This window comes from Cupriavidus sp. C1SS-2L (genome assembly GCF_057073735.1).
Map to the genome: position 1 here is coordinate 1,385,452 of NZ_CP172709.1, position 18,039 is coordinate 1,403,490.

Annotated in this window: 16 protein-coding genes; 8 read left to right on the forward strand and 8 right to left on the reverse strand. The window is 66.0% G+C overall.

Features of this window, described 5'->3' with window-relative positions:
* Positions 1-421: 421 nt before the first annotated feature.
* The 3 genes from ACIGJG_RS24075 to ACIGJG_RS24085 all read left to right on the forward strand — a co-directional run bounded on the left by ACIGJG_RS24075 (position 422) and on the right by ACIGJG_RS24085 (position 3,143).
* The gene (locus ACIGJG_RS24075; RefSeq protein WP_483674021.1) at positions 422-943 is read left to right on the forward strand and encodes a hypothetical protein; all 522 of its coding nucleotides are present in this window, start codon (positions 422-424) and stop codon (positions 941-943) included.
* Between the two features lie 107 nt (positions 944-1,050).
* Positions 1,051-1,797: an IclR family transcriptional regulator gene (locus ACIGJG_RS24080; RefSeq protein WP_011301075.1), complete on the forward strand. Its 747-nt coding sequence runs from the start codon at positions 1,051-1,053 to the stop codon at positions 1,795-1,797.
* A 176-nt stretch (positions 1,798-1,973) separates the two neighbouring features.
* The gene (locus tag ACIGJG_RS24085; protein ID WP_483674022.1) at positions 1,974-3,143 is read left to right on the forward strand and encodes a GGDEF domain-containing protein; all 1,170 of its coding nucleotides are present in this window, start codon (positions 1,974-1,976) and stop codon (positions 3,141-3,143) included.
* A gap of 6 nt (positions 3,144-3,149) precedes the next feature.
* On the opposite strand, the gene ACIGJG_RS24090 is transcribed toward ACIGJG_RS24085, so the two are convergent.
* The 3 genes from ACIGJG_RS24090 to ACIGJG_RS24100 are packed head-to-tail and all read right to left on the reverse strand — an operon-like array spanning position 3,150 to position 6,242.
* Positions 3,150-3,998: a citryl-CoA lyase gene (locus ACIGJG_RS24090; RefSeq protein WP_011301073.1), complete on the reverse strand. Its 849-nt coding sequence runs from the start codon at positions 3,996-3,998 to the stop codon at positions 3,150-3,152.
* Positions 3,995-5,194 (reverse strand): CaiB/BaiF CoA transferase family protein, encoded by a 1,200-nt coding sequence (locus ACIGJG_RS24095; RefSeq protein ID WP_011301072.1) that lies wholly within the window; start codon positions 5,192-5,194, stop codon positions 3,995-3,997. Before ACIGJG_RS24095 ends, ACIGJG_RS24090 begins: the two co-directional genes overlap by 4 nt.
* Positions 5,195-5,246: 52 nt before the next feature.
* Positions 5,247-6,242, reverse strand: coding sequence for a Bug family tripartite tricarboxylate transporter substrate binding protein (locus ACIGJG_RS24100; RefSeq protein WP_011301071.1), 996 nt, complete (start codon positions 6,240-6,242; stop codon positions 5,247-5,249).
* Positions 6,243-6,441: 199 nt separating this feature from the next.
* On the opposite strand from ACIGJG_RS24100, the gene ACIGJG_RS24105 reads away from it, so the two are divergent.
* Positions 6,442-7,698, forward strand: coding sequence for an Hsp70 family protein (locus ACIGJG_RS24105; RefSeq protein WP_041680277.1), 1,257 nt, complete (start codon positions 6,442-6,444; stop codon positions 7,696-7,698).
* Between the two features lie 42 nt (positions 7,699-7,740).
* Here the strand turns inward: ACIGJG_RS24105 and ACIGJG_RS24110 are convergent, their stop codons facing one another.
* From ACIGJG_RS24110 to ACIGJG_RS24130, 5 genes are all read right to left on the reverse strand, one after another.
* On the reverse strand, positions 7,741-8,448 hold the full coding sequence (locus tag ACIGJG_RS24110) for a phosphorylase (protein ID WP_011301069.1): 708 nt from the start codon (positions 8,446-8,448) through the stop codon (positions 7,741-7,743).
* Positions 8,445-10,466, reverse strand: a complete 2,022-nt coding sequence (shc, locus tag ACIGJG_RS24115) for a squalene--hopene cyclase (RefSeq protein ID WP_011301068.1) — start codon at positions 10,464-10,466, stop codon at positions 8,445-8,447. Before shc ends, ACIGJG_RS24110 begins: the two co-directional genes overlap by 4 nt.
* A gap of 100 nt (positions 10,467-10,566) precedes the next feature.
* Positions 10,567-11,433, reverse strand: coding sequence for a presqualene diphosphate synthase HpnD (gene hpnD / locus ACIGJG_RS24120; RefSeq protein ID WP_041680571.1), 867 nt, complete (start codon positions 11,431-11,433; stop codon positions 10,567-10,569).
* Positions 11,434-11,564: 131 nt separating this feature from the next.
* A complete protein-coding gene (locus tag ACIGJG_RS24125) occupies positions 11,565-12,158 on the reverse strand; it encodes a BON domain-containing protein (protein ID WP_011301066.1) in 594 nt (197 codons plus the stop codon).
* Positions 12,159-12,186: 28 nt separating this feature from the next.
* Positions 12,187-12,390, reverse strand: coding sequence for a cold-shock protein (locus tag ACIGJG_RS24130; RefSeq protein ID WP_011301065.1), 204 nt, complete (start codon positions 12,388-12,390; stop codon positions 12,187-12,189).
* Positions 12,391-13,354: 964 nt separating this feature from the next.
* Here ACIGJG_RS24130 and wecB point away from each other — a divergent pair.
* The 4 genes from wecB (at position 13,355) to ACIGJG_RS24150 (ending at position 18,031) form a co-directional block, all read left to right on the forward strand.
* Complete coding sequence (wecB, locus tag ACIGJG_RS24135; protein ID WP_011301064.1) at positions 13,355-14,506, forward strand: non-hydrolyzing UDP-N-acetylglucosamine 2-epimerase; 1,152 nt, start codon at positions 13,355-13,357, stop codon at positions 14,504-14,506.
* A gap of 70 nt (positions 14,507-14,576) precedes the next feature.
* Entirely contained in the window at positions 14,577-15,917 is a 1,341-nt protein-coding gene (locus tag ACIGJG_RS24140) for a glycosyltransferase (RefSeq protein WP_011301063.1), read from the forward strand.
* Complete coding sequence (locus ACIGJG_RS24145) at positions 15,914-16,957, forward strand: bactofilin family protein (protein WP_220630092.1); 1,044 nt, start codon at positions 15,914-15,916, stop codon at positions 16,955-16,957. The genes ACIGJG_RS24140 and ACIGJG_RS24145 overlap by 4 nt, the downstream gene beginning before the upstream one ends.
* Before the next feature lie 9 nt (positions 16,958-16,966).
* Positions 16,967-18,031 (forward strand): hypothetical protein, encoded by a 1,065-nt coding sequence (locus ACIGJG_RS24150; protein ID WP_245001796.1) that lies wholly within the window; start codon positions 16,967-16,969, stop codon positions 18,029-18,031.
* Positions 18,032-18,039: the final 8 nt, after the last annotated feature.

Consider the following 18,039-nt stretch of genomic DNA (forward strand, 5'->3'; position numbering starts at 1 on the left):
AAAGCGAAAAAGTAAAGCTGCGGCGGGATAACGCATGATTCTATCCATGCAATGCAGTAACGGCTTAACCAAAAGCGGGCAATAACCCTTCTAATTCAGGCATGTGGCGCCTACGCGGCGAATGCCTCGGGACGATGTGCTTTAAGGCGCCTTTGCCTGCGTCACGAAGTCGCGCCGCCAGCCATTGTTGTTGCGGAAAAACGCCACTGTCAGTCGCCGGCGGCGCTGTTCTGCGACAGTGCCGCGCGCATACGGCGCGGAGAGGCTAAAGGCAGTGTGCGCAACGCACATCGCAGCATTGCCACATGGCGGAATAAACCTGCGGCGCCGCGCGTATACGCCTATACAACAGGTATCAGGCGAGGTCGCAGGAACGGGCTGCATGGGCGGCCCGCATAGTTGTTGTGCAGGAGGTATGGCCATGGACCGTGCTGCAAGATGGGCGGGGGCCTGGGTAATAGCCGGTATCGGCCTTTGCGCCGGCACGCCGGCGCTGGCGGACGAGGCGTGGAGCACGGGACCGCCGTGCCAACTGGTGGCTGGCCAGGTGGTCATCAATGGCCAGTGGCAGCAGGTGACAGGCGTGGCCTGCCTGCAGCCAGACGGCAGCTGGCAACTCGTGGACGGCAGCGGCGGCGCCTACTACTCGACGCCGTACTACTACGACGACGATGGCGATGCATGGAACTGGGCGCCGGTGGCCGTAGGCTATGGCGCGGCCTTCATCTTCGTCGATCGCCATCACCATGTGCACCCGATGCACCATGTCTACTTCCGCTATGGCGGAGGTGCTGGCTGGGGCGGCCGCAGCTTCCGTGCCATGCCGCCCGGCGGCTACCGTGGTGGCATGGGGGGCGGCGCGGGCCGCGGAATGGCCGGTGGCATGGGTGGCGGCATGGGCGGCGCGCACGGCGGTGGCTTCCACGGAGGCGGCCATCGCTGACGGTCCGGCGGCCACACATTGACAAGGGCAGGTCCGTTCTATACGGTGATTGCTCGTTCCGTCATGCCGGCGTGCATTGCACGCCGGTTTTCTTTCCGCGTCCACCTATGCCACGCAAAGCCGCCCAGGTCTCCGAAGCCGACAAGCACGCCGCCGAAGGCGGGGCCGTAGCCGTGGATCGCGCCCTGTTCGTGCTGTCCGCGTTCCGGCTTGGCGATACCTCGCTCGGGCTGGCGGACCTGGCGCAACGCTCGGGCCTGTACAAGAGTACGCTGCTGCGGCTGCTGGCCTCGCTCGAGCATGCCGCGCTGGTGCAGCGGCGGCCCGACGGGCGCTACAGCCTGGGGCCGGAGGTGGCGCGGCTCAATGCGGTCTATGCCGCGTCGTTCTCGCTGGAAGCCGTGGTCATGCCGGTGCTGCGCGCGCTGGTCGAGGCCACGCGTGAAAGTGCCGCCTTCCATGTCGAGCAGGGCGAGCACAGGCTGTGCCTGTATCGCGTCGATTCGCCGCAGCCTGTGCGCGACCACATCCGCGCGGGCGAACTGCTGCCGCGCGACCGCGGCGCCGGCGGGCGCGTGCTGCGCGCGTTTGCGGGCGAAGGCGGCGAGTTGTACGAACGCATCCGCCGCCAGGGCGTGATCGCGCTGGTCGGGGACCGCAGCCCCGATATCGCCGGCGTTTCCGCGCCGGTATTCGGGCCCGACGGCGCCCTGGCGGGCGCGCTTACGCTGACCTGTCCGACAAGCCGGTTCCGCGAAGACTTCCGTGACGATGTCCTTGGCGCCGCCCGCGGGCTGACTCAAGCGCTCGGTGGGACGTTCCCTGATTTCCCCGAGATGCCGGCCGCCGCCTGACCTCGTCGCCTGACCTGTTGCGTGCGGGTGTTGCACCGAGGCGACCCGGCTTGTCGGGGGTGCCCCGCTGGCGCCGGAGCGGGATATCATTCGCGGTCGCCCCCCTTTACCCCGTGCCGTCATGTCGATTCGAAACCGATCGACGGCATCCCTCATGGCCTTGTTAAGGGATTCTCGTGCACCTGGACCAGCAGACCATTGCGGTCGTCATGATGGTGTTCTTTTCCAGCACGCTGGTCATTGCGGCCGGGCTGGTCTTTGCGCTGCGCGCGATCGAAGCGGGGCGGCTATGGGCGTTCGGCCACGTGGTTGGCTCCGGCGCCGGGCTGGCGCTGGCGGTCAGCGCGGCCGGCGGGGCGCCGCACATCGGCATGGCCGGGGCCGCTGCCTTCATGGTGGGCTGGCTGCTGATCTATCGCGGCGTTCGCGTCTACTACGGCCTGCCGCAGGGAACGCGCATGCTGCAGGCGGGGGTCTATGTCGTGCTGGCCATGATGTCGCTGGCGACGATCGGTACGCTCGTAACCACCGGGCGCGGACGGCGCAGCATCGGCGCCCCGCTGGTGCTGGTGTCGAGCCTGCTGCAGCTGTCCACCCAGCTCGTTGGGGCCAGCCATGCGCTTAGCCAGGTTGCCGCCGAGCGTCAAGACCTGACCCTGTTCTTCGCTGGCCCGGCCGGTTCGGCCTGGGCGCTGGCACCGCTGATCGCCGTCCTGCTGGGCCTGTTCGGCTTCACGGTGATGGCGATGGAGCAGATCATCGCCAACAACGAAAGCGGCGCGCGCGTGGACGCGCTGACCGGCCTGCTCAATCGCGGCGCGCTCGACATGTCGGCACTTAGCCTGGTTGCGCGCTGGCAGCGCGACGGGCAGTCGCTGTCATGTCTGGTCATTGATATCGACCACTTCAAGCAGGTCAACGATACCTTCGGCCACCATGCCGGCGATGCCGTGCTGCGCGAAGTGGCCCAGGCGCTGGACAACTCGCGCCGCGCCTCGGACGTGGCCGGACGCTACGGCGGCGAGGAATTCTGCATCCTCTGCCCGCATACCGACGAACACCAGGCCACCGCGCTGGCCAACCGTATCCTTCGCAAGGTCCGCGCCATTCCGCTGCCGGGGAAGGAGTGCTTCGCGTCGGTGAGCATCGGCGTCGCGCAGCTGCACGGTGCAACGGGTAGCAAGGAGCTGCTGTGGCGCACCTTGTTCGCGGATGCCGACCGCGCCCTCTACCAGGCCAAGCAGCAGGGCCGCGATCGCTATGAGGTGGCGTCCGCCATGCTCGACGAGAAGCCGGCGCCGCTGCCGGTCCTCGTGAACAGCCAGATCATGACGCCGGCGGCCTGAACGGCGTCAGTCTCCCTGCGCTGGCACATCGCGTTGCGGCGTGCCGTCGTAGGTCCAAAGGAACTGGCGCGGGATCGGGCCCTTGTTGCGGCCGCCTTGCTGTGTCTGCTCCCACGCGTGCGCGAGGATGCCCACGGAGCGCGACAGGCAGAACAGCCCGCGCGCCAGCGGCGCCGGAAACCCCAGTTCCGCGTAGATGACAGCCGTGGCCCCGTCGATATTCATCGGCACTGGCTTGCTGCGGCCTTCGCCGAGCGCGCGCTCCACGGCCCGCGCAATCGCGGCAAAGCGGCCATTGACCACGCTTTTCTCCGCCGCCTGATCCACCAGCGCCAGCAGTCGCGGCGCACGCGGATCCACGGGATGAAAGCGGTGGCCGAAGCCCGAGACGAACCTGCCGTGCAGGTCGCGGTAGTGCGCCAGGCCGGCGCTGACGGCCTGGTCCAGAGCGGCGCCTTCGTCGATGCGCCCGGCGATGTCCTGGTACAACTCCACAGCCTGCTCGCCTGCGCCGCCGTGCACATCACCGAGCACGTTGACGGCCGAAGCCATCGCGTTGTTCAGGCCGACGCCGCAAGTGGCGGCCATGCGCGCGATGGCGATGCTGGGCGCCTGCGGGCCGTGATCGACAGCCGCCATCAATGCGGCATCGAGCAGTTCGCCCTGTCCCGGGCCGGGCAGCTCGCCGCGCAGCATCAGCCAGATCATCTGCGCGAACGACACCTGGCCGATCAGCTGTTCGATCGGATAGCCGCGGTATCGGATTTCGCCGGGGCGCATGTCGATGATTTCCGTGCGCCACCAGTCCTGGGACAGCTGCTGGCCGGGGTCCATGGCCTGATTGATCTCGCTCATACCGCGCGCTCCTGTCTGAGGGTATCGATGTCGGCCTCGCTGTAGCCAAGGCCGGCGAGGATCTGCTGTGTGTGTTCGCCAAGCTGCGGGGGCGGTGTGTCCACCGACGGCGCTTCCTGGTTCAGCTTGAAGCCGGTGCGCACCACGCGGATATCGCGGCCCACGCCGGGCACGTCGGCAAACGTCCCGATCATGCCGCGGTCGCGCACCTGCGGCTGCTCCAGCGTTTGTGGCACGCCCAGTACGGGGCCGGCCGGCACGCCGGCCTCGTTGAGCAGCGCCCACCACTCGTTGGCGGGCTTCTTCTCAAGTTCGGCCTCTAGTGCCTGCGTTAGCGCGGCGCGGTTCGCCAGGCGCGCCTGGCGCGCGGCGAAGCGTTCATCGGCGATCAGCTCCAGACGGCCGACCACGCGGCACACGGCCTCGAACTGCTCCTGCTTGTTCGCGGCGATGTTCAACAGGCCGTCGCCGGTGCGGAAGGTGCCAGACGGACTGGCCGTGAAGTTCTCGTTGCCCATCGGCGCCGGTGCCTTGCCGGCGATCAGGTGGTTCGACACGACCCAGCCCATGGTCGCGAGCGTGGCTTCGAGCATCGACACGTCGATGAAGTAGCCCTCGGTGCGCTGGTGGTCCGCCAGCGAAGCGGCAATCGCAAATGCGGCAGTAATGCCGCCGATGGTGTCCGACACCGGATAGCCGACACGGTACGGCGCGGTCTCTGCATCGCCAGTGATGCTCATCACGCCCGACATGCCCTGGATGATCTGGTCATACGCGGGCAGGTCCGACAGCGGCCCGTCCTGGCCAAAGCCCGAGATCGCACAGTAGATCAGGCGCGGGTTGTCCTGCTTCAGGACGTCGTAGCCCAGGCCCAGCCGCGCCATCACGCCGGGGCGGAAGTTCTCGACCACCACGTCGGCGCTCTGGACGAGCTTGCGGAACACTTCCTTGCCGCGCGCGTGCTTGAGGTTCAGCGTGATCGACTGCTTGCCCGGGTTCTGCGCCAGGAACGACACGCCCATCAGGCGCTGGTTCAGGTCTGCATCCGCGCCGAGCTGGCGCGCGAGATCGCCGGTGCCAGGCGTTTCCACCTTGATGACTTCCGCGCCCATGTGCGCGAGCTGGTGGCAGCAGAACGGGCCGGCCAGCACATTGGTCAGGTCGAGGACGCGCACATGGCGCAACGGTTTTTGCATGATGGAATTCCTGCTGACTGCGGGATTGACCGAGATAGGCGGCCGCTGCGAATTACTCTACGCGCGCGCCGGATTCCCGCACGATCGCGCTCCAGCGTGTGTTTTCGGATTTGATGAAGGCCGCCAGGTCCTGAGGCGTGCCGCCGCGCGGCTCACTGCCTTCCTCGCGCATCTTGCTGAGGGTGTCGGGCTGGGCCAGCGCCTTGTTGACCTCGGCGTTGAGCCGCTTGACCACGTCCGGCGACGTGCCCGCCGGAGCCACGAGCGCCTTCCAGTCCTCCGCCTGGAAGCCTGCAAAGCCGGACTCGGCCACGGTCGGCACTGCTGCCAGCAGCGGCAGGCGTTTGGCCGATGTGACGGCCAGTGCGCGGATCTTGCCAGCCTTGATCATCGGCATGGCAATCGGCGGCGTGGCGAAATAGAAGTCGGTCTGGCCGCCGAGGAGGTCGGTCAGTGCCGGCGACGCGCCCTTGTATGGCACGTGCAGCATCTTGATGCCGGCGCGCCGCGCGAACATTTCGCCCGTGAGGTGGCCGACCGTGCCGGTGCCGGCGGAGGCCATCGACAGCGGCTTCGCCTTGGCGGCTGCCACGAGATCCGCCACCGTCTTGTACGGCGAATCGGCCCTCACGATCAGCACCACCGGCTGGGCGGAAACCAACACCACGGGCGTGAAGTCCTTCACCGCGTCATAAGGCATCTTCGGGTACAGCGTCGGGTTGATCGCCAGGTTGGCAGTCTGCCCCATGCCAAGCGTGTAGCCATCGGGTTTGGCCTTCGCGACGACGTCGAGGCCGATATTGCCGCCGGCTCCCGCGCGGTTCTCCACCACCACGTTCCAGTGCGTGGCCACACCTACCTTGTTGAATACCAACCGCGACAGCACGTCGGTGCCGCCGGCAGGCGGGAACGGCACCACGAGCCGAACAGGCTGGCTCGGGTACGTGTCGGCGCGGGCAGGTCCGGCTGCCGCCATGACGGCAGGCAACGCGAGGCAGAGAAGGGCGCTGGCCCACGAGTGAAGCTTGCGACGGTGCGGGAAAGTCATATAGTCTCCTGATGCTTTTGATGTTCTATAAGATAGAACCATGATCTTATAGAAAGAACGATAGCAGAATAGGAGCCGTTGCTAAACGTGTCAAGAGTCCAGCGTTTTCACGATCTGCCACTACAATGGCGCCCGGCCCGCGCCCGGCCGTTTGGTCCGCGCGGGAACATTGCAGTGGTTGTACGGAAAAACGGAATTGATGATGTCAAACGCATGCGGCCTGGACTTCGGCACGTCCAACTCCACGGTGGGCTGGACCCGCCCCGGCCACCCGGCCGCGCTCTTGCCGCTCGAAGATGGCAAGCTCACGCTCCCCTCGGTGATCTTCTTCCACGCCGAAGACCCGCTGGTCAGCTACGGCCGCGCTGCGCTGGACGACTACCTGGCCGGCTATGAAGGGCGGCTGATGCGCTCGCTCAAGAGCCTGCTCGGCACGTCGATGATGGAAGACAGCACCGAGGTGATGGGGCAGGCCATGCCGTTCCGCAAGCTGCTCGCCCACTTCATCGGCGAACTGAAGGCACGTGCGGAACGCTCCGCCGGCACCACGTTCACGCGTGCGGTGCTGGGCCGCCCGGTGTTCTTCATCGACGAAGATCCGGCAGCCGACCGTCTCGCCGAACAGACGCTGGCCGAAATCGCGCGCGATGCCGGCTTCCGCGACATCGAATTCCAGTACGAGCCGATCGCGGCTGCGTTCGATTACGAGGCAAAGATTTCGGACGAAGAACTTGTGCTGGTGGTCGATATCGGCGGCGGCACGTCCGACTTCTCGCTGGTCCGCCTCTCGCCGGAACGGGCCAAACGCATCGACCGGCGTGAAGACATCCTGGCCAACGGCGGCGTGCATATCGGCGGAACAGATTTTGACCGAGCGCTGAGTCTTGCGCGGGCAATGCCGCTGCTGGGCCTCGGCAGCAAGTTGCGCAGCGGCAAGGAGATGCCGTCGAGCCAGTACTTCGATCTGGCGAGCTGGCACACCATCAACCTGGTCTACACGCGCAAAGCGTGGTCGATCGTGATGGACAACTACCGCGACGCGGCCGACACCGTAAAGCTCGACCGCCTGATCCGCCTGATTCGCGAGCGCGCCGGGCACTGGCTGGCCATCCAGATGGAAGCCGCCAAGATCGCGCTGTCGGGCGTCGACCGTACCGACGTGGACCTGCATCGCATCGAGCCGGAGCTGATGCTGTCAATCACGCGTGATGAATTCGACGAATCCATCGGCAAGCTGGTGGCGAAGACGGAGAAGACGGTAACGGACATGCTGGCGTCAGCGGGCGTGGACGGCGCATCGGTCGACACGATCCTTTTCACTGGCGGTTCCAGCAGCGTGCCGATGCTTCGGCATCAACTCGGCCAACTGCTGCCGCGCGCGCGGCGTGTGGAAGGGGACTTGTTTGGCGGGATCGGGTCGGGGCTGGCGCTGGACGCGGCGCGGAAGTTTGGGTGATTTTAGCGGTCAGCGTGTTCAAAGCGAATGGGCACGCATGGATCAGTACGTGCAGGCGATGACGCCCCAATGCTGACCGACTGCCCGCCGGACCGCCAACAAATTAGCCTTCGCCACCGAGGCATCGCGTCCCAGCCGCATCAGCGCCGGCAATTGCCACGGTGCCTTCAATAATCCCACCATGACCGCACCGACATCGGTGCGCCCATCGCTCCCCATGCCAGCCACTGCCAACGGGGGCACAGCGCGCGTAGCCGGATCGATTACCACGCGGCACGCCGCGAACGGCAGTCCGTAGTGGCGCGCGACGCGGGCGGCAATGTGGGATTCCATGTCCACGGCCAGTGCCCCGCCGGCATCGCGCAATGCGGCCTTGTCGGCTAGCGTAACCACCGCAGTGTCGGAACCGGCGATGACGCCGGATACCGCTTGCGGCAGCGCCTCCTGCAGCGCGGTTACCCAGGCCGGATCGGTCGGGGTCGAGACGCCGTCCGTTTCATCGCGCACGCTGGTGGCAATGACCACGGCGCCTGGCACAAGCGCTGGATCCAATCCGCCGGCCACGCCGAAACTGATGATGCCCGCGCATGCTTTGACGCAGCGTTCAATGGCCACGCCGAGCGCTGTACCGCGCTGGCCGTACACCACTTCGGAATGCTGCCCGCCGGCAATGCGGGCTTCGAAATCCATGCCGCAGACAACCAGCACACGAGGTTCGCCATCGGGGCGCGCGATTGCCGCGCCGGTCACAGTCCCCACGCCACCTGACGGTTGCCGCTGCGCTCCAGGTTGCGATAGCGCGCCAGCGCCCACAGCGGGAAGTAACGCGCATAGCCGTGATAGCGCAGGTAGAACACGCGCGGGAATCCTACGGCGGTGAAGCGTGGCTCGTGCCAGAGGCCGTCGGCTTGCTGCGTGCGCAGCAGGTAGTCGATGCCGCGCGTCACCGCGGGGTGTGCGGCCTGGCCCGCAGCCATCAGCGCGAGCAATGCCCAGGCGGTTTGGGAGGCCACGCTCGGTGCCGTTTCGTAGCCACGATATTCGAGCTTGTAGCTGTCGCCGTCTTCGCCCCAGCCGCCATCCGGATTCTGGATGGCCACGAGCCATTCCGCAGCACGCCGCAGCGGCGGCGCGTCCGGTCCCAGACCCGCGGCGTTGAGCGCGCACAAAGCGCTCCAGGTGCCGTAGATGTAGTTGGTACCCCAGCGCCCGAACCAGCTTCCGTCCGGTAACTGCTCGGCGAGCAGGTATTGGAGCGCGCGCGCGGCCGGTTCGCTCTTGTCGGGCGTGGCGCCGGTCTGGCACAGCATCGACAGGCAGCGCGCCGACACGTCGGCCGTGGGCGGGTCGAGCAAGGCCCCATGGTCCGCAAACGGGATGTTGTTCAGGTACAGATGCGTGTTCTCGGGCTCGAACGCACCCCAGCCGCCGTTGGCGCTCTGCATGCCGACGATCCATTCAATCGCGCGGGCGGTGGCTTCGGCGTTCGGATCCGCGCGTCCGGAATGATCCGTACGCGCGGCGCGGTGCATCGCCGCGACTACCACGGCGGTGTCGTCCACGTCGGGGTAATGCGGATTGGCGTACTGGAACGCCCAGCCGCCTGGGCGCACATCCGGCCGGCGTACCGTCCAGTCGCCGCGCACGTCGAGCACCTGCAACGGGCGCAGCCAGTCCAGCGCGCGCGTGACGGCGGCGGTAGCGCGCGGCTCCGACGCTTCCAGCAACGCATGCGCAGCCAGCGCGGTATCCCAGACCGGCGACAGGCACGGCTGGCAATAGGCTTCATCACCGTGGACCACGAGCAGCTTGTCGATCGAGCGGCGGGCGATGGCGCGGTCCGGATCGTCGGGCGGGACGCCGAGCACGTCGAACATCATCACCGAGTTCGCCATGGCGGGGAAGATCGCGCCAAGACCGTCTTCGCCGTTGAGCCGTTCGCGCACGAACGCCTTCGCCGCGTCGATGGCGCGGCGGCGCAGGCCGCGCGGCATGACGTGTTCGGCCGTGCGCAGCAGTACGTCGGCGCCGTGAAACAGCGCGTGCCAGCCCTTATGCTGGTGCGGTGCCCGTGGCGGCAGCCGTACGGCATCGCGCGAGCCGAGGAACAGTTCGTCGATACCGACCTTGCGCGGATTGCGCGCCTGCGGCCGCAGGCTGTTCAGCACCAGCAGCGGCACGATGACCGTGCGCGCCCAGTAGGAAACCTTTGACAGGTGGAACGGGAACCACTGCGGCAGCAGCATGATTTCCACCGGCATCATCGGCACGGCCTGCCACGGCATCACGCCGTACAGCGCCAGCAGCGTGCGCGTGAAGACGTTGCTGGTTTCCGCGCCGCCCATCGCGAGGATGACCTCGCGCGCGCGCGCCATGTGCGCTGCCTGCGGATCGTCGCCGGCCATCTTCAGCGCGAAGTAGGCCTTCACGCTGGCGCTGATATCGGAGCGGCCTTCATGGAACAGCGGCCAGCCGCCGTCGGCATTCTGGATGCGCCGCAGGTAGCGCGCGATGCGGGCTTCCAGCGACAGGTCCGGCGTCTCGCCGAGGTAGTGCACCATGAGCACGTACTCGGCGGGAATGGTGGCGTCGGCTTCGAGCTCGTAGACCCAGTGCCCGTCGGCATTCTGCTGCGCGAGCAGCGCATCGACCGCGTGGCCGATGCCGGCATCCAGCGGGGACAGGGCCTCAATGGGGGCCTGTAGGGCCGGCGCCGCGGTCGCGACCGCGGCGCGCGGAGCGGCAAGGACGGCCTCGTTCATCGACATTCAAACTCCTTGTGCGGCACGACGCTTGCGTGCCTCGATGATGATGTTCAGGACACCCCCGGACGCGTCGCGCCACAAGGCGGATCCTTTTGCAACATCCTCAAACCATGGTGTGCCGCAGGACGATCCACAGCAACTGCGCACGCGGCACACGCACGCGTGCGCGCGGCGCGCGCCAGCCCCGCGCACGCAGGCGCACGAGCAGGCAGTGGTAGACCTGCGACATGATGCGCGGGGAGCGCACCACGCGCGACGGGCAGCGCGCCATCACCGCGTCGGCCTGTTCGTAGTGCGCCTGCGCTTCACGCGCGACGGCCGCGCACGCGGCGTCGATACCGGCATGCGCGATGACTTCCATTGGCGTGGCGTGCTCCAGCCCTTGTACGCCCGCGGCGGCCAGCGCGGGCGCAGGCAGGTAGAGGCGGCCGATGGCGGCGTCTTCGTCGATATCGCGCAGGATGTTGGTGAGCTGCAGCGCACGCCCGAGATGATGGGCCAGCGCGAGGCCAGGCGCTTCATCCATGCCGAACACACGAACGGCGAGACGGCCCACCGCGCTCGCGACACGGTCGCAGTACAGGTCCAGCGTGTCGGCATCGGGCGCGCGGATATCGGCGACCACGTCCATGGTCATGCCGTCGATCACGTCGAGGAAATCCTGCTGGCGCAGGTGGAAGGCTTCGATCTGTTGCGCCAGCGGCCGCAGCGCGCTTGGGGCCATGCCCGCGTAGCACAGGCCGATGTCACGTCGCCATGCGTCCAGGCCGGCCAGGCGCTCGGCATGCGGCGCGTCGCAGTCTGCAATGTCGTCAACGGCGCGGCAGAACGCGTAGATCTCGAACATGGCCTGCCGCTGCGCTGCTGGCAGGATGCGCATGGCCGCGTGAAATGAACTGCCCGAGGATACGGCCTGCGTGGCCGCACCGGCGATGGGGGCGTCTGGCGTTGCGATTTGAGTACCGGCCACGTAACTCCTCGACACGCTTTTTTTGCCGTCGTGCGGCATCGGCGGACCACTGTGCCGTGCCACGCTGACGGTGGATTGGGGTCGGCCGATTATAGCAACAACCTCGTAACACGCCGCCGGGCTAGAGCGCTCTATCGGGAGCGTCCGGAAGGGGCGGAGGCGGCCTCGCCGGTGCTTGTGCCGCCTGGTACAAACCGCGTGTAAGGCAAGTCGTGGGCGGGGGAGGTGGTGGTCTGGTCGACTACCTTTTCCACGTCCGGGACTTCACGCAGCGCATCCATGAACGGCGCCTTGGCGAAGCCCGGGCGCACGCAACCCTGCACCGTCAGCCAGCGGCCGCGCACCGTGATCCACAAACTACTGTCCTGCCAGGCCGGCATGGTCGCGGCCAGCGTTCTCAAACGGCGTTGCAGACTTTCGGCGATTTCCTTGTCGTACTGGAAGGCATTGGCGAGGCGGCAACGGCCTTCGGTCCAGCAGTGGTTGCCTTGTTCGATGCGGTGATGCGCTTCACGTCGCCATTCGGCCTCGCTCACCCGCGGGCCGGCGGGTTCGGGGCAACCGGCAATGCGCGACGAGATTTGAATGAAGGGATCGTTGCCGTAGTTCGCCATGGCTTCGGCGCGCAGCGATTCCACCGGCAGGAGCAGTGCGAGAAGAAAGGCGATGCCCCAAATGCAAAGAGCCCCGCATTCGCGAGGCTCTTTGCCGGCAGGCGCGTGCATGGGCGCGCGCCTGCTATGTCCAAACCGGTCAGACCGCCTGGATCTTCGTGGCTTGTTCGCCCTTCTGGCCCATCGCCTTGACGTAGCGGACCTTCTGGCCTTCCTTCAACGACTTGAAGCCTGCGCCTTCAATCGCGGAGAAGTGCGCGAACAGATCGTTCCCGCCTGCGTCCGGGGTGATGAAGCCGAAGCCCTTGGCGTCGTTGAACCACTTAACGGTACCGGTTTCCATATCTTTTTCAACCTTGAATTTCAAATGAGCTTAATTGCCCGCTGTACATCGTGCTCAATGCAGGAACCGGGCATGGGTTGGTGAATGCCCAGTTCCACCGCGCATTGTTTATGCCTTTCAAATGTCGGTGGTATGACAAACGAAAAACACCACGGAACGACACACTGAAAGGCGCTGCACATGTGGGATTGCATTCTGACGAATTTTCCCGGCGTGTCAATCAGGCAAAGCGCCGAATCATGATGAGAGGTTCCGACACGAGATATTAGCGGTTTCTACATCGCCGTCGATTCAGTGAATTCCCTGAGTTGCGCGCGTTCTGAACCGCTGCGCGTCGTACGCCGGCGTACTGACAGACTTTCCATTTATGCAGATGTGTCAGCCAGCACCGTTGTCGGGCATAATGTCTGCTTTGTAAGCCATTGTCTTGCCACCGTTTTTACAATTGCTTACTCGTTTTGCGCATACCGCGTTTGGGGGATATCCACCGGGACAGCGTCGCAAACCAGAAACGGTGAGATGAAAATAAGGATATCGCGCGAAAATGCTTAAGGCTGACGCGACGAAACCACTGCGCGCCACGCGGAGGCGGATGTCACTGGCCGAACGGGGAAACACAGTCGCAATAGCGGCAGCGAGGCCTCGCTTTTCCACGGACAGGGGCACCAGGTTTGTCCGGTCCATCGCCGCCGATTCCGCAAGTCGTCCATCTCGGTCCGGATACCAGCCGGCGTGATCGCCTGTGCCTGAACGATGGATCCCGTTTGGCACAATTGTTGACAATGTGTTGCGCCGGGCTGTCATAGCATCCAATTTTTGCCCTCGTTCGGTGCATAGCGCGTCTTGGCGTGGCGGCCGTGCAAGCACTTGTGGCGGAAACACCAGCGTGGCGCGATCACAACACAAAGTTCATGTTGTCCATAGCTACACCGTGGTAGGCTGTCAAGTTATTTTGTGTGACATTATGAAAATCCTTTCGGTATTTGGCACACGTCCCGAAGCCATCAAGATGGCCCCGCTGGTCAAGACACTTGGGGGCAGCGCGGAAATCGACTCCGTCGTCTGTGTGACCGGCCAGCATCAGCAGATGCTGCAGCAGGTCCTGGACCTGTTCGACATCGTTCCCCAGTACAACCTGGAACTGATGACGCGTAACCAGACGCTCAACGGCCTGAGTTCGCGGCTGCTGGCATCGTTTGACGACGTGCTCGAGACGGTGCGTCCCGACAGGATTCTCGTGCATGGCGATACGACCTCGGCCATGGTTTCCGCCCTGGCGGCGTTCCATCGCCGCATCCCGGTGGGCCATGTCGAGGCAGGTCTGCGGACTGGCGACCTGTCGCAGCCCTGGCCCGAGGAGATGAACCGCCGCACCATTGATGTCTGCGCCGACCTGCTGTTCGCGCCAACTGAATCTTCACGTCATAACCTGCAGGCCGAAAACCTGGGCGGCCGCATCGTGGTCACTGGTAATACCGTGATCGACGCACTGCTCCAGACGACTGGCCGGATCCTCGCAGACCAGCCGTTCCGCGAGCGGCTCGATGCGCATTTCCCGTTTCTTCGCGACGACCGCAAGCTGCTGCTGGTCACGGGCCACCGCCGGGAGAATTTCGGCACCGGTTTCGCCAATATCTGCGAGGCCCTGGCACAACTGGCGCGGCGCGACGACATCCAGATCGTCTACCCGGTCCACCTCAACCCCAACGTTCAGGGCCCCGTGCAGGACAAACTGTCGGGCTTGCCCAACGTGCATCTGATCGAGCCGCTCGATTACGCGCTGTTCGTGCGGCTGATGCAGCGGGCCCACGTCATCCTGACCGATTCCGGTGGCGTGCAGGAAGAAGCCCCGTCGCTGGGCAAGCCCGTGCTGGTGATGCGCAATGTCACCGAGCGTCCCGAGGCGGTGCATGCCGGGACGGTCAGGCTGGTTGGTACCGAGGTCGCGAGCATCGTGCATTCGGTCACCCACCTTTATGACAATGACGATGCCTGGCGTGCGTTCTCGCAGCGGCTGAATCCTTACGGCGATGGCCACGCTTCGCAGCGCATCGTGGCGGCGCTCACGGGGGCGCCCATGGGCGAGTTCCTGCACGACCAGCAGGCGGCGGCGTGACCGCCATGACGCTTTCCGCTCCGGCCCGCCATGCCCGCCCTGCGGCGCACCACGGGGCGGCCGCATTCTGATGGGAACCATGGACACCGTGTCGCTAGTCAACCACGTACTTCTCGCGGCCTCGCTGTGCATCATCGCGCTGCTGGTGATCTACACGGCGCGGCACTACGTGTTCACGCTGAATCGCCTGTTTGGCCGCCAGCGCCAGCCCTACCTCGATATCGAGCATGGGGTATGGCCGCAGGTCGTGGTCTGCGTCGCCGCGCATAACGAAGAGCGCGTGATCGCGGATTGCCTGAACGCGCTGCTGGAGGTCGACTATCCGCACGACAGAATGACGATCATGCCGGTCAACGACCGGTCCACAGACGGCACGCGGCAGATCATTGACGATATCGCGGCGAAGCATCCGGGCCGCTTCTCGTTGTTTCACCGCACCGAGGGGCGCCCCGGCAAGGCGGCGGCCTTGCGCGACGCGACCGCGCTGATCGAGGCCGAGATCATGATCGTGTTCGACGCCGACTACCTGCCCGCGCGTGGCCTGATCAAGCAGCTCGTGGCACCGTTTTTCGATCCGGAGGTCGGCGCGATCATGGGCCGCGTGGTGCCGGTCAACGCCGGTGCCAACCTGCTGACGCGCCTGCTCGACCTGGAACGCGCGGGCGGCTACCAGGTCGACCAGACCGCGCGCATGAACCTCGGGCTGGTGCCGCAATACGGCGGCACCGTGGGCGGCATTCGCTGCCGTGCGCTGGCCGAGATTGGGGGCTGGAATATCGACACGCTCGCCGAAGACACCGATGTCACGTTCCGCCTGCTGCAGCGCGGCTGGAAGACGGTCTATCAGAACCGCTCCGAGTGCTATGAAGAGGTGCCGGAGGTGTGGCCCGTGCGGGTCCGTCAGATCAGTCGCTGGTCGCGCGGTCACAACCAGGTGATGGTGAACAATATCTGGAAGCTGGTCACGAACCGGCGCATCAGCCTGCGCGAGCGGGTCGACGGCGCGCTGCTGTTGCTGATCTTCATCATGCCGCCGATCCAGCTGCTCGGCTGGGTGATTGCCGCCATCCTGTTCTACATCGCGGCGCAGTCGATCGTGTCGGGCTGGGTGTTCCTGACTGCGTTGCTTTGCTATGGCGGGCTGGGCAGCAATGCGGCGTTCTTCGAGATCGCTGCGGCCACCTACCTCGACGGCCACCGCAACCGCATCCGCCTGTTGCCGCTGAACCTGTTCGGCTTCCTGGTCAGCATGGTGGCGATCTCGCGCGCGGCCCTCACGCAGATCGCCGACGCATGGCGCAAGCGCGAGCTGGTCTGGGACAAGACCGAACGCTTCCGTACGCCGGTCCCGGGCGCCACCGGCGCCGTGCCGGCAGCCTCCGACACCAAACCGGGCGGAGAGGCGCGATGACGGCAAACTACTTCCTGCTCGCGGGCGCCGTGCTGGGCCTGTTGCTGCTGCCGTTCGTGCCCGCGCTTTCCGAATGGCTGCGGCCGACCGACTTCGCGCCGCTGCCGATGCGGCGCGACCAGCCGAATAGCCTGACCTTTTTTGCCAACGGCTTCCGCTCGCGCCTGGTGGAGCAGCATGGTGTGGATCTGGACGCGCTGCGCAGGGCGGGCGACGCCTACGAGATTCCCGTCAGCAAGGCGCTCAGCGTCGGGCGTGATATCCGTACGCTGGAACGGGATCAGCAGAAGGCGCTGGCGCGCGCACTGGGCAAGGCCAACCATATCGTGCTGTTCCGCGGCAGCGCGTGGCTCGGGCGGGACAGCCGCGTGCGTGCCGACCTCTACGTGGAGCGCGATTTCGAGGCCGGCGCCGGTACGCAACTGCGCGCGTGCCTGGCCGAAGGGAACGTACGGCTCGGCGAGAAGGCGGAGGTTCAGCGCTGGGTGCATGGGCGCCAGGTGCACCTGATGGCGAATTCGCGCGTGGCGGGGCGGGTCACGGCAGAGCACTTTGTCTGCTTCGCCGCGCCGGCACGCTTCGAACGGGCCGGTGCGCCATCCGTAGTATTCGGCGATGTCGCCGACACCCCGAAGCCGGTGCCCATGCCGCAGCCGGTGGCTTCGCGCCAGGTGCTCGACGGCGATGCGGAAATCGGACACGACAGCACGCTCGCGGGCGACTACGTGGTACGCGGGAATTGCCGTGTGACAGGTGAGGTCGCGCTCGAGGGCAGCATCAAGAGCCATGGCGATCTGCACGTCGGCGAGGGCGCCCGCGTCATCGGCAGTCTTTCGGCGCGAAAGAACATGGAGATCGGCGCCGGCAGCGCGATTCTGGGGCCGCTGATCGGCTTCGAGGATATCGTGCTCGGCCCGAATTGCCGGATCGGACGTCCCGATGCGCCGACCACGCTGGTGTGCAACCGCTTGTTCGTCTCGCCAGGCTGCATCGTTCATGGGGTGATCACCACCCATGAAGGTGCGCGCTTCGCAGCGTAGGAGCAGGCTGTGTTATGGCTCCCGAACCTGTTCCGCGCCTTCGCCGCCGCATGCCCGGCCGACAGCGTGTGCCGGCTCGTACGGTGCTGCGCCGGGATGCTGCTCGCCACGAGCTTGTCGCTGACCGCAGCGGCGGCGGACTCCAGACCGGCAACGCTTATGTTCGAAGACTTCACGGTCGCCAATGGCGCCATGACCGTATTTGCCCACGGCGACTATGTCGAGCCCTACACCGCGATCTATGCGCTGCTGGTCGCGCACAGGCTCGGGGTGGACGTGCGCACGCGGGCTGCGGCATTGGCGCAGTGGCTGCTGCCCTACCAGCAGGCGGACGGCCCATTCCCGCGCATCTGCCGCAGCGGCGACACGCAGTGGGTTGCCTGCGGTCCGGCCGATGCCGACGATTCGCTTGCGGTGTTCTGGTGCCTGCTGGCCAGCGAGGTGCTCAAGGGCGATCGCGCACTGGAGGCCAGTTGCGGCAAGTCGCTGGAAAACCTGGCCACGTTGTGGGATCCGCAACGTGCCACGTTCCGGGCGCGGTTCGGACGGCCCGAGGCTTATTTTGCCGACAACGTCGAAGTGATTGGCGCGCTCGGAAAACTGCGCGCCCGGTCCGACACCGCGGCGCGATACGCGCGCGAACTGTCGCAACTGCCTTCGCAGAGACTGATGCTCGACGGGCTGGCGCGCAGCTACGGCTACAACCCGGCAGTGGCGCTGGAGCCGGCACGGGCCACCTTGCCGCCGGCGCCCTACGGTTTCTATCCCAATGTGGTCGCCCCGGTTTATCTGTGGCTGTGCGATGTGACCACCGGCTCGCAGGCGGCACGCCAGTGGGCCGTATGGAAACACCGCCATGCCGAGGACTGGCTCGCTGGCAAGAGCGACCACTATCCGTGGGGCGTAATCGCATTGGCGGCATACCAGGCTGGCGATCGCGAGACCGCCGCCGCATGGCTGAAGGCGTCGGCGGCGTGGCGCGCGCAAGGTCGCTGGAATGTACTGGAGGAAGGTGTGCGGATCGGGCTCCTGCATGCCATGCCTGACACGGCCGACAGGCCCAACATGCAATGAGGTTGAAT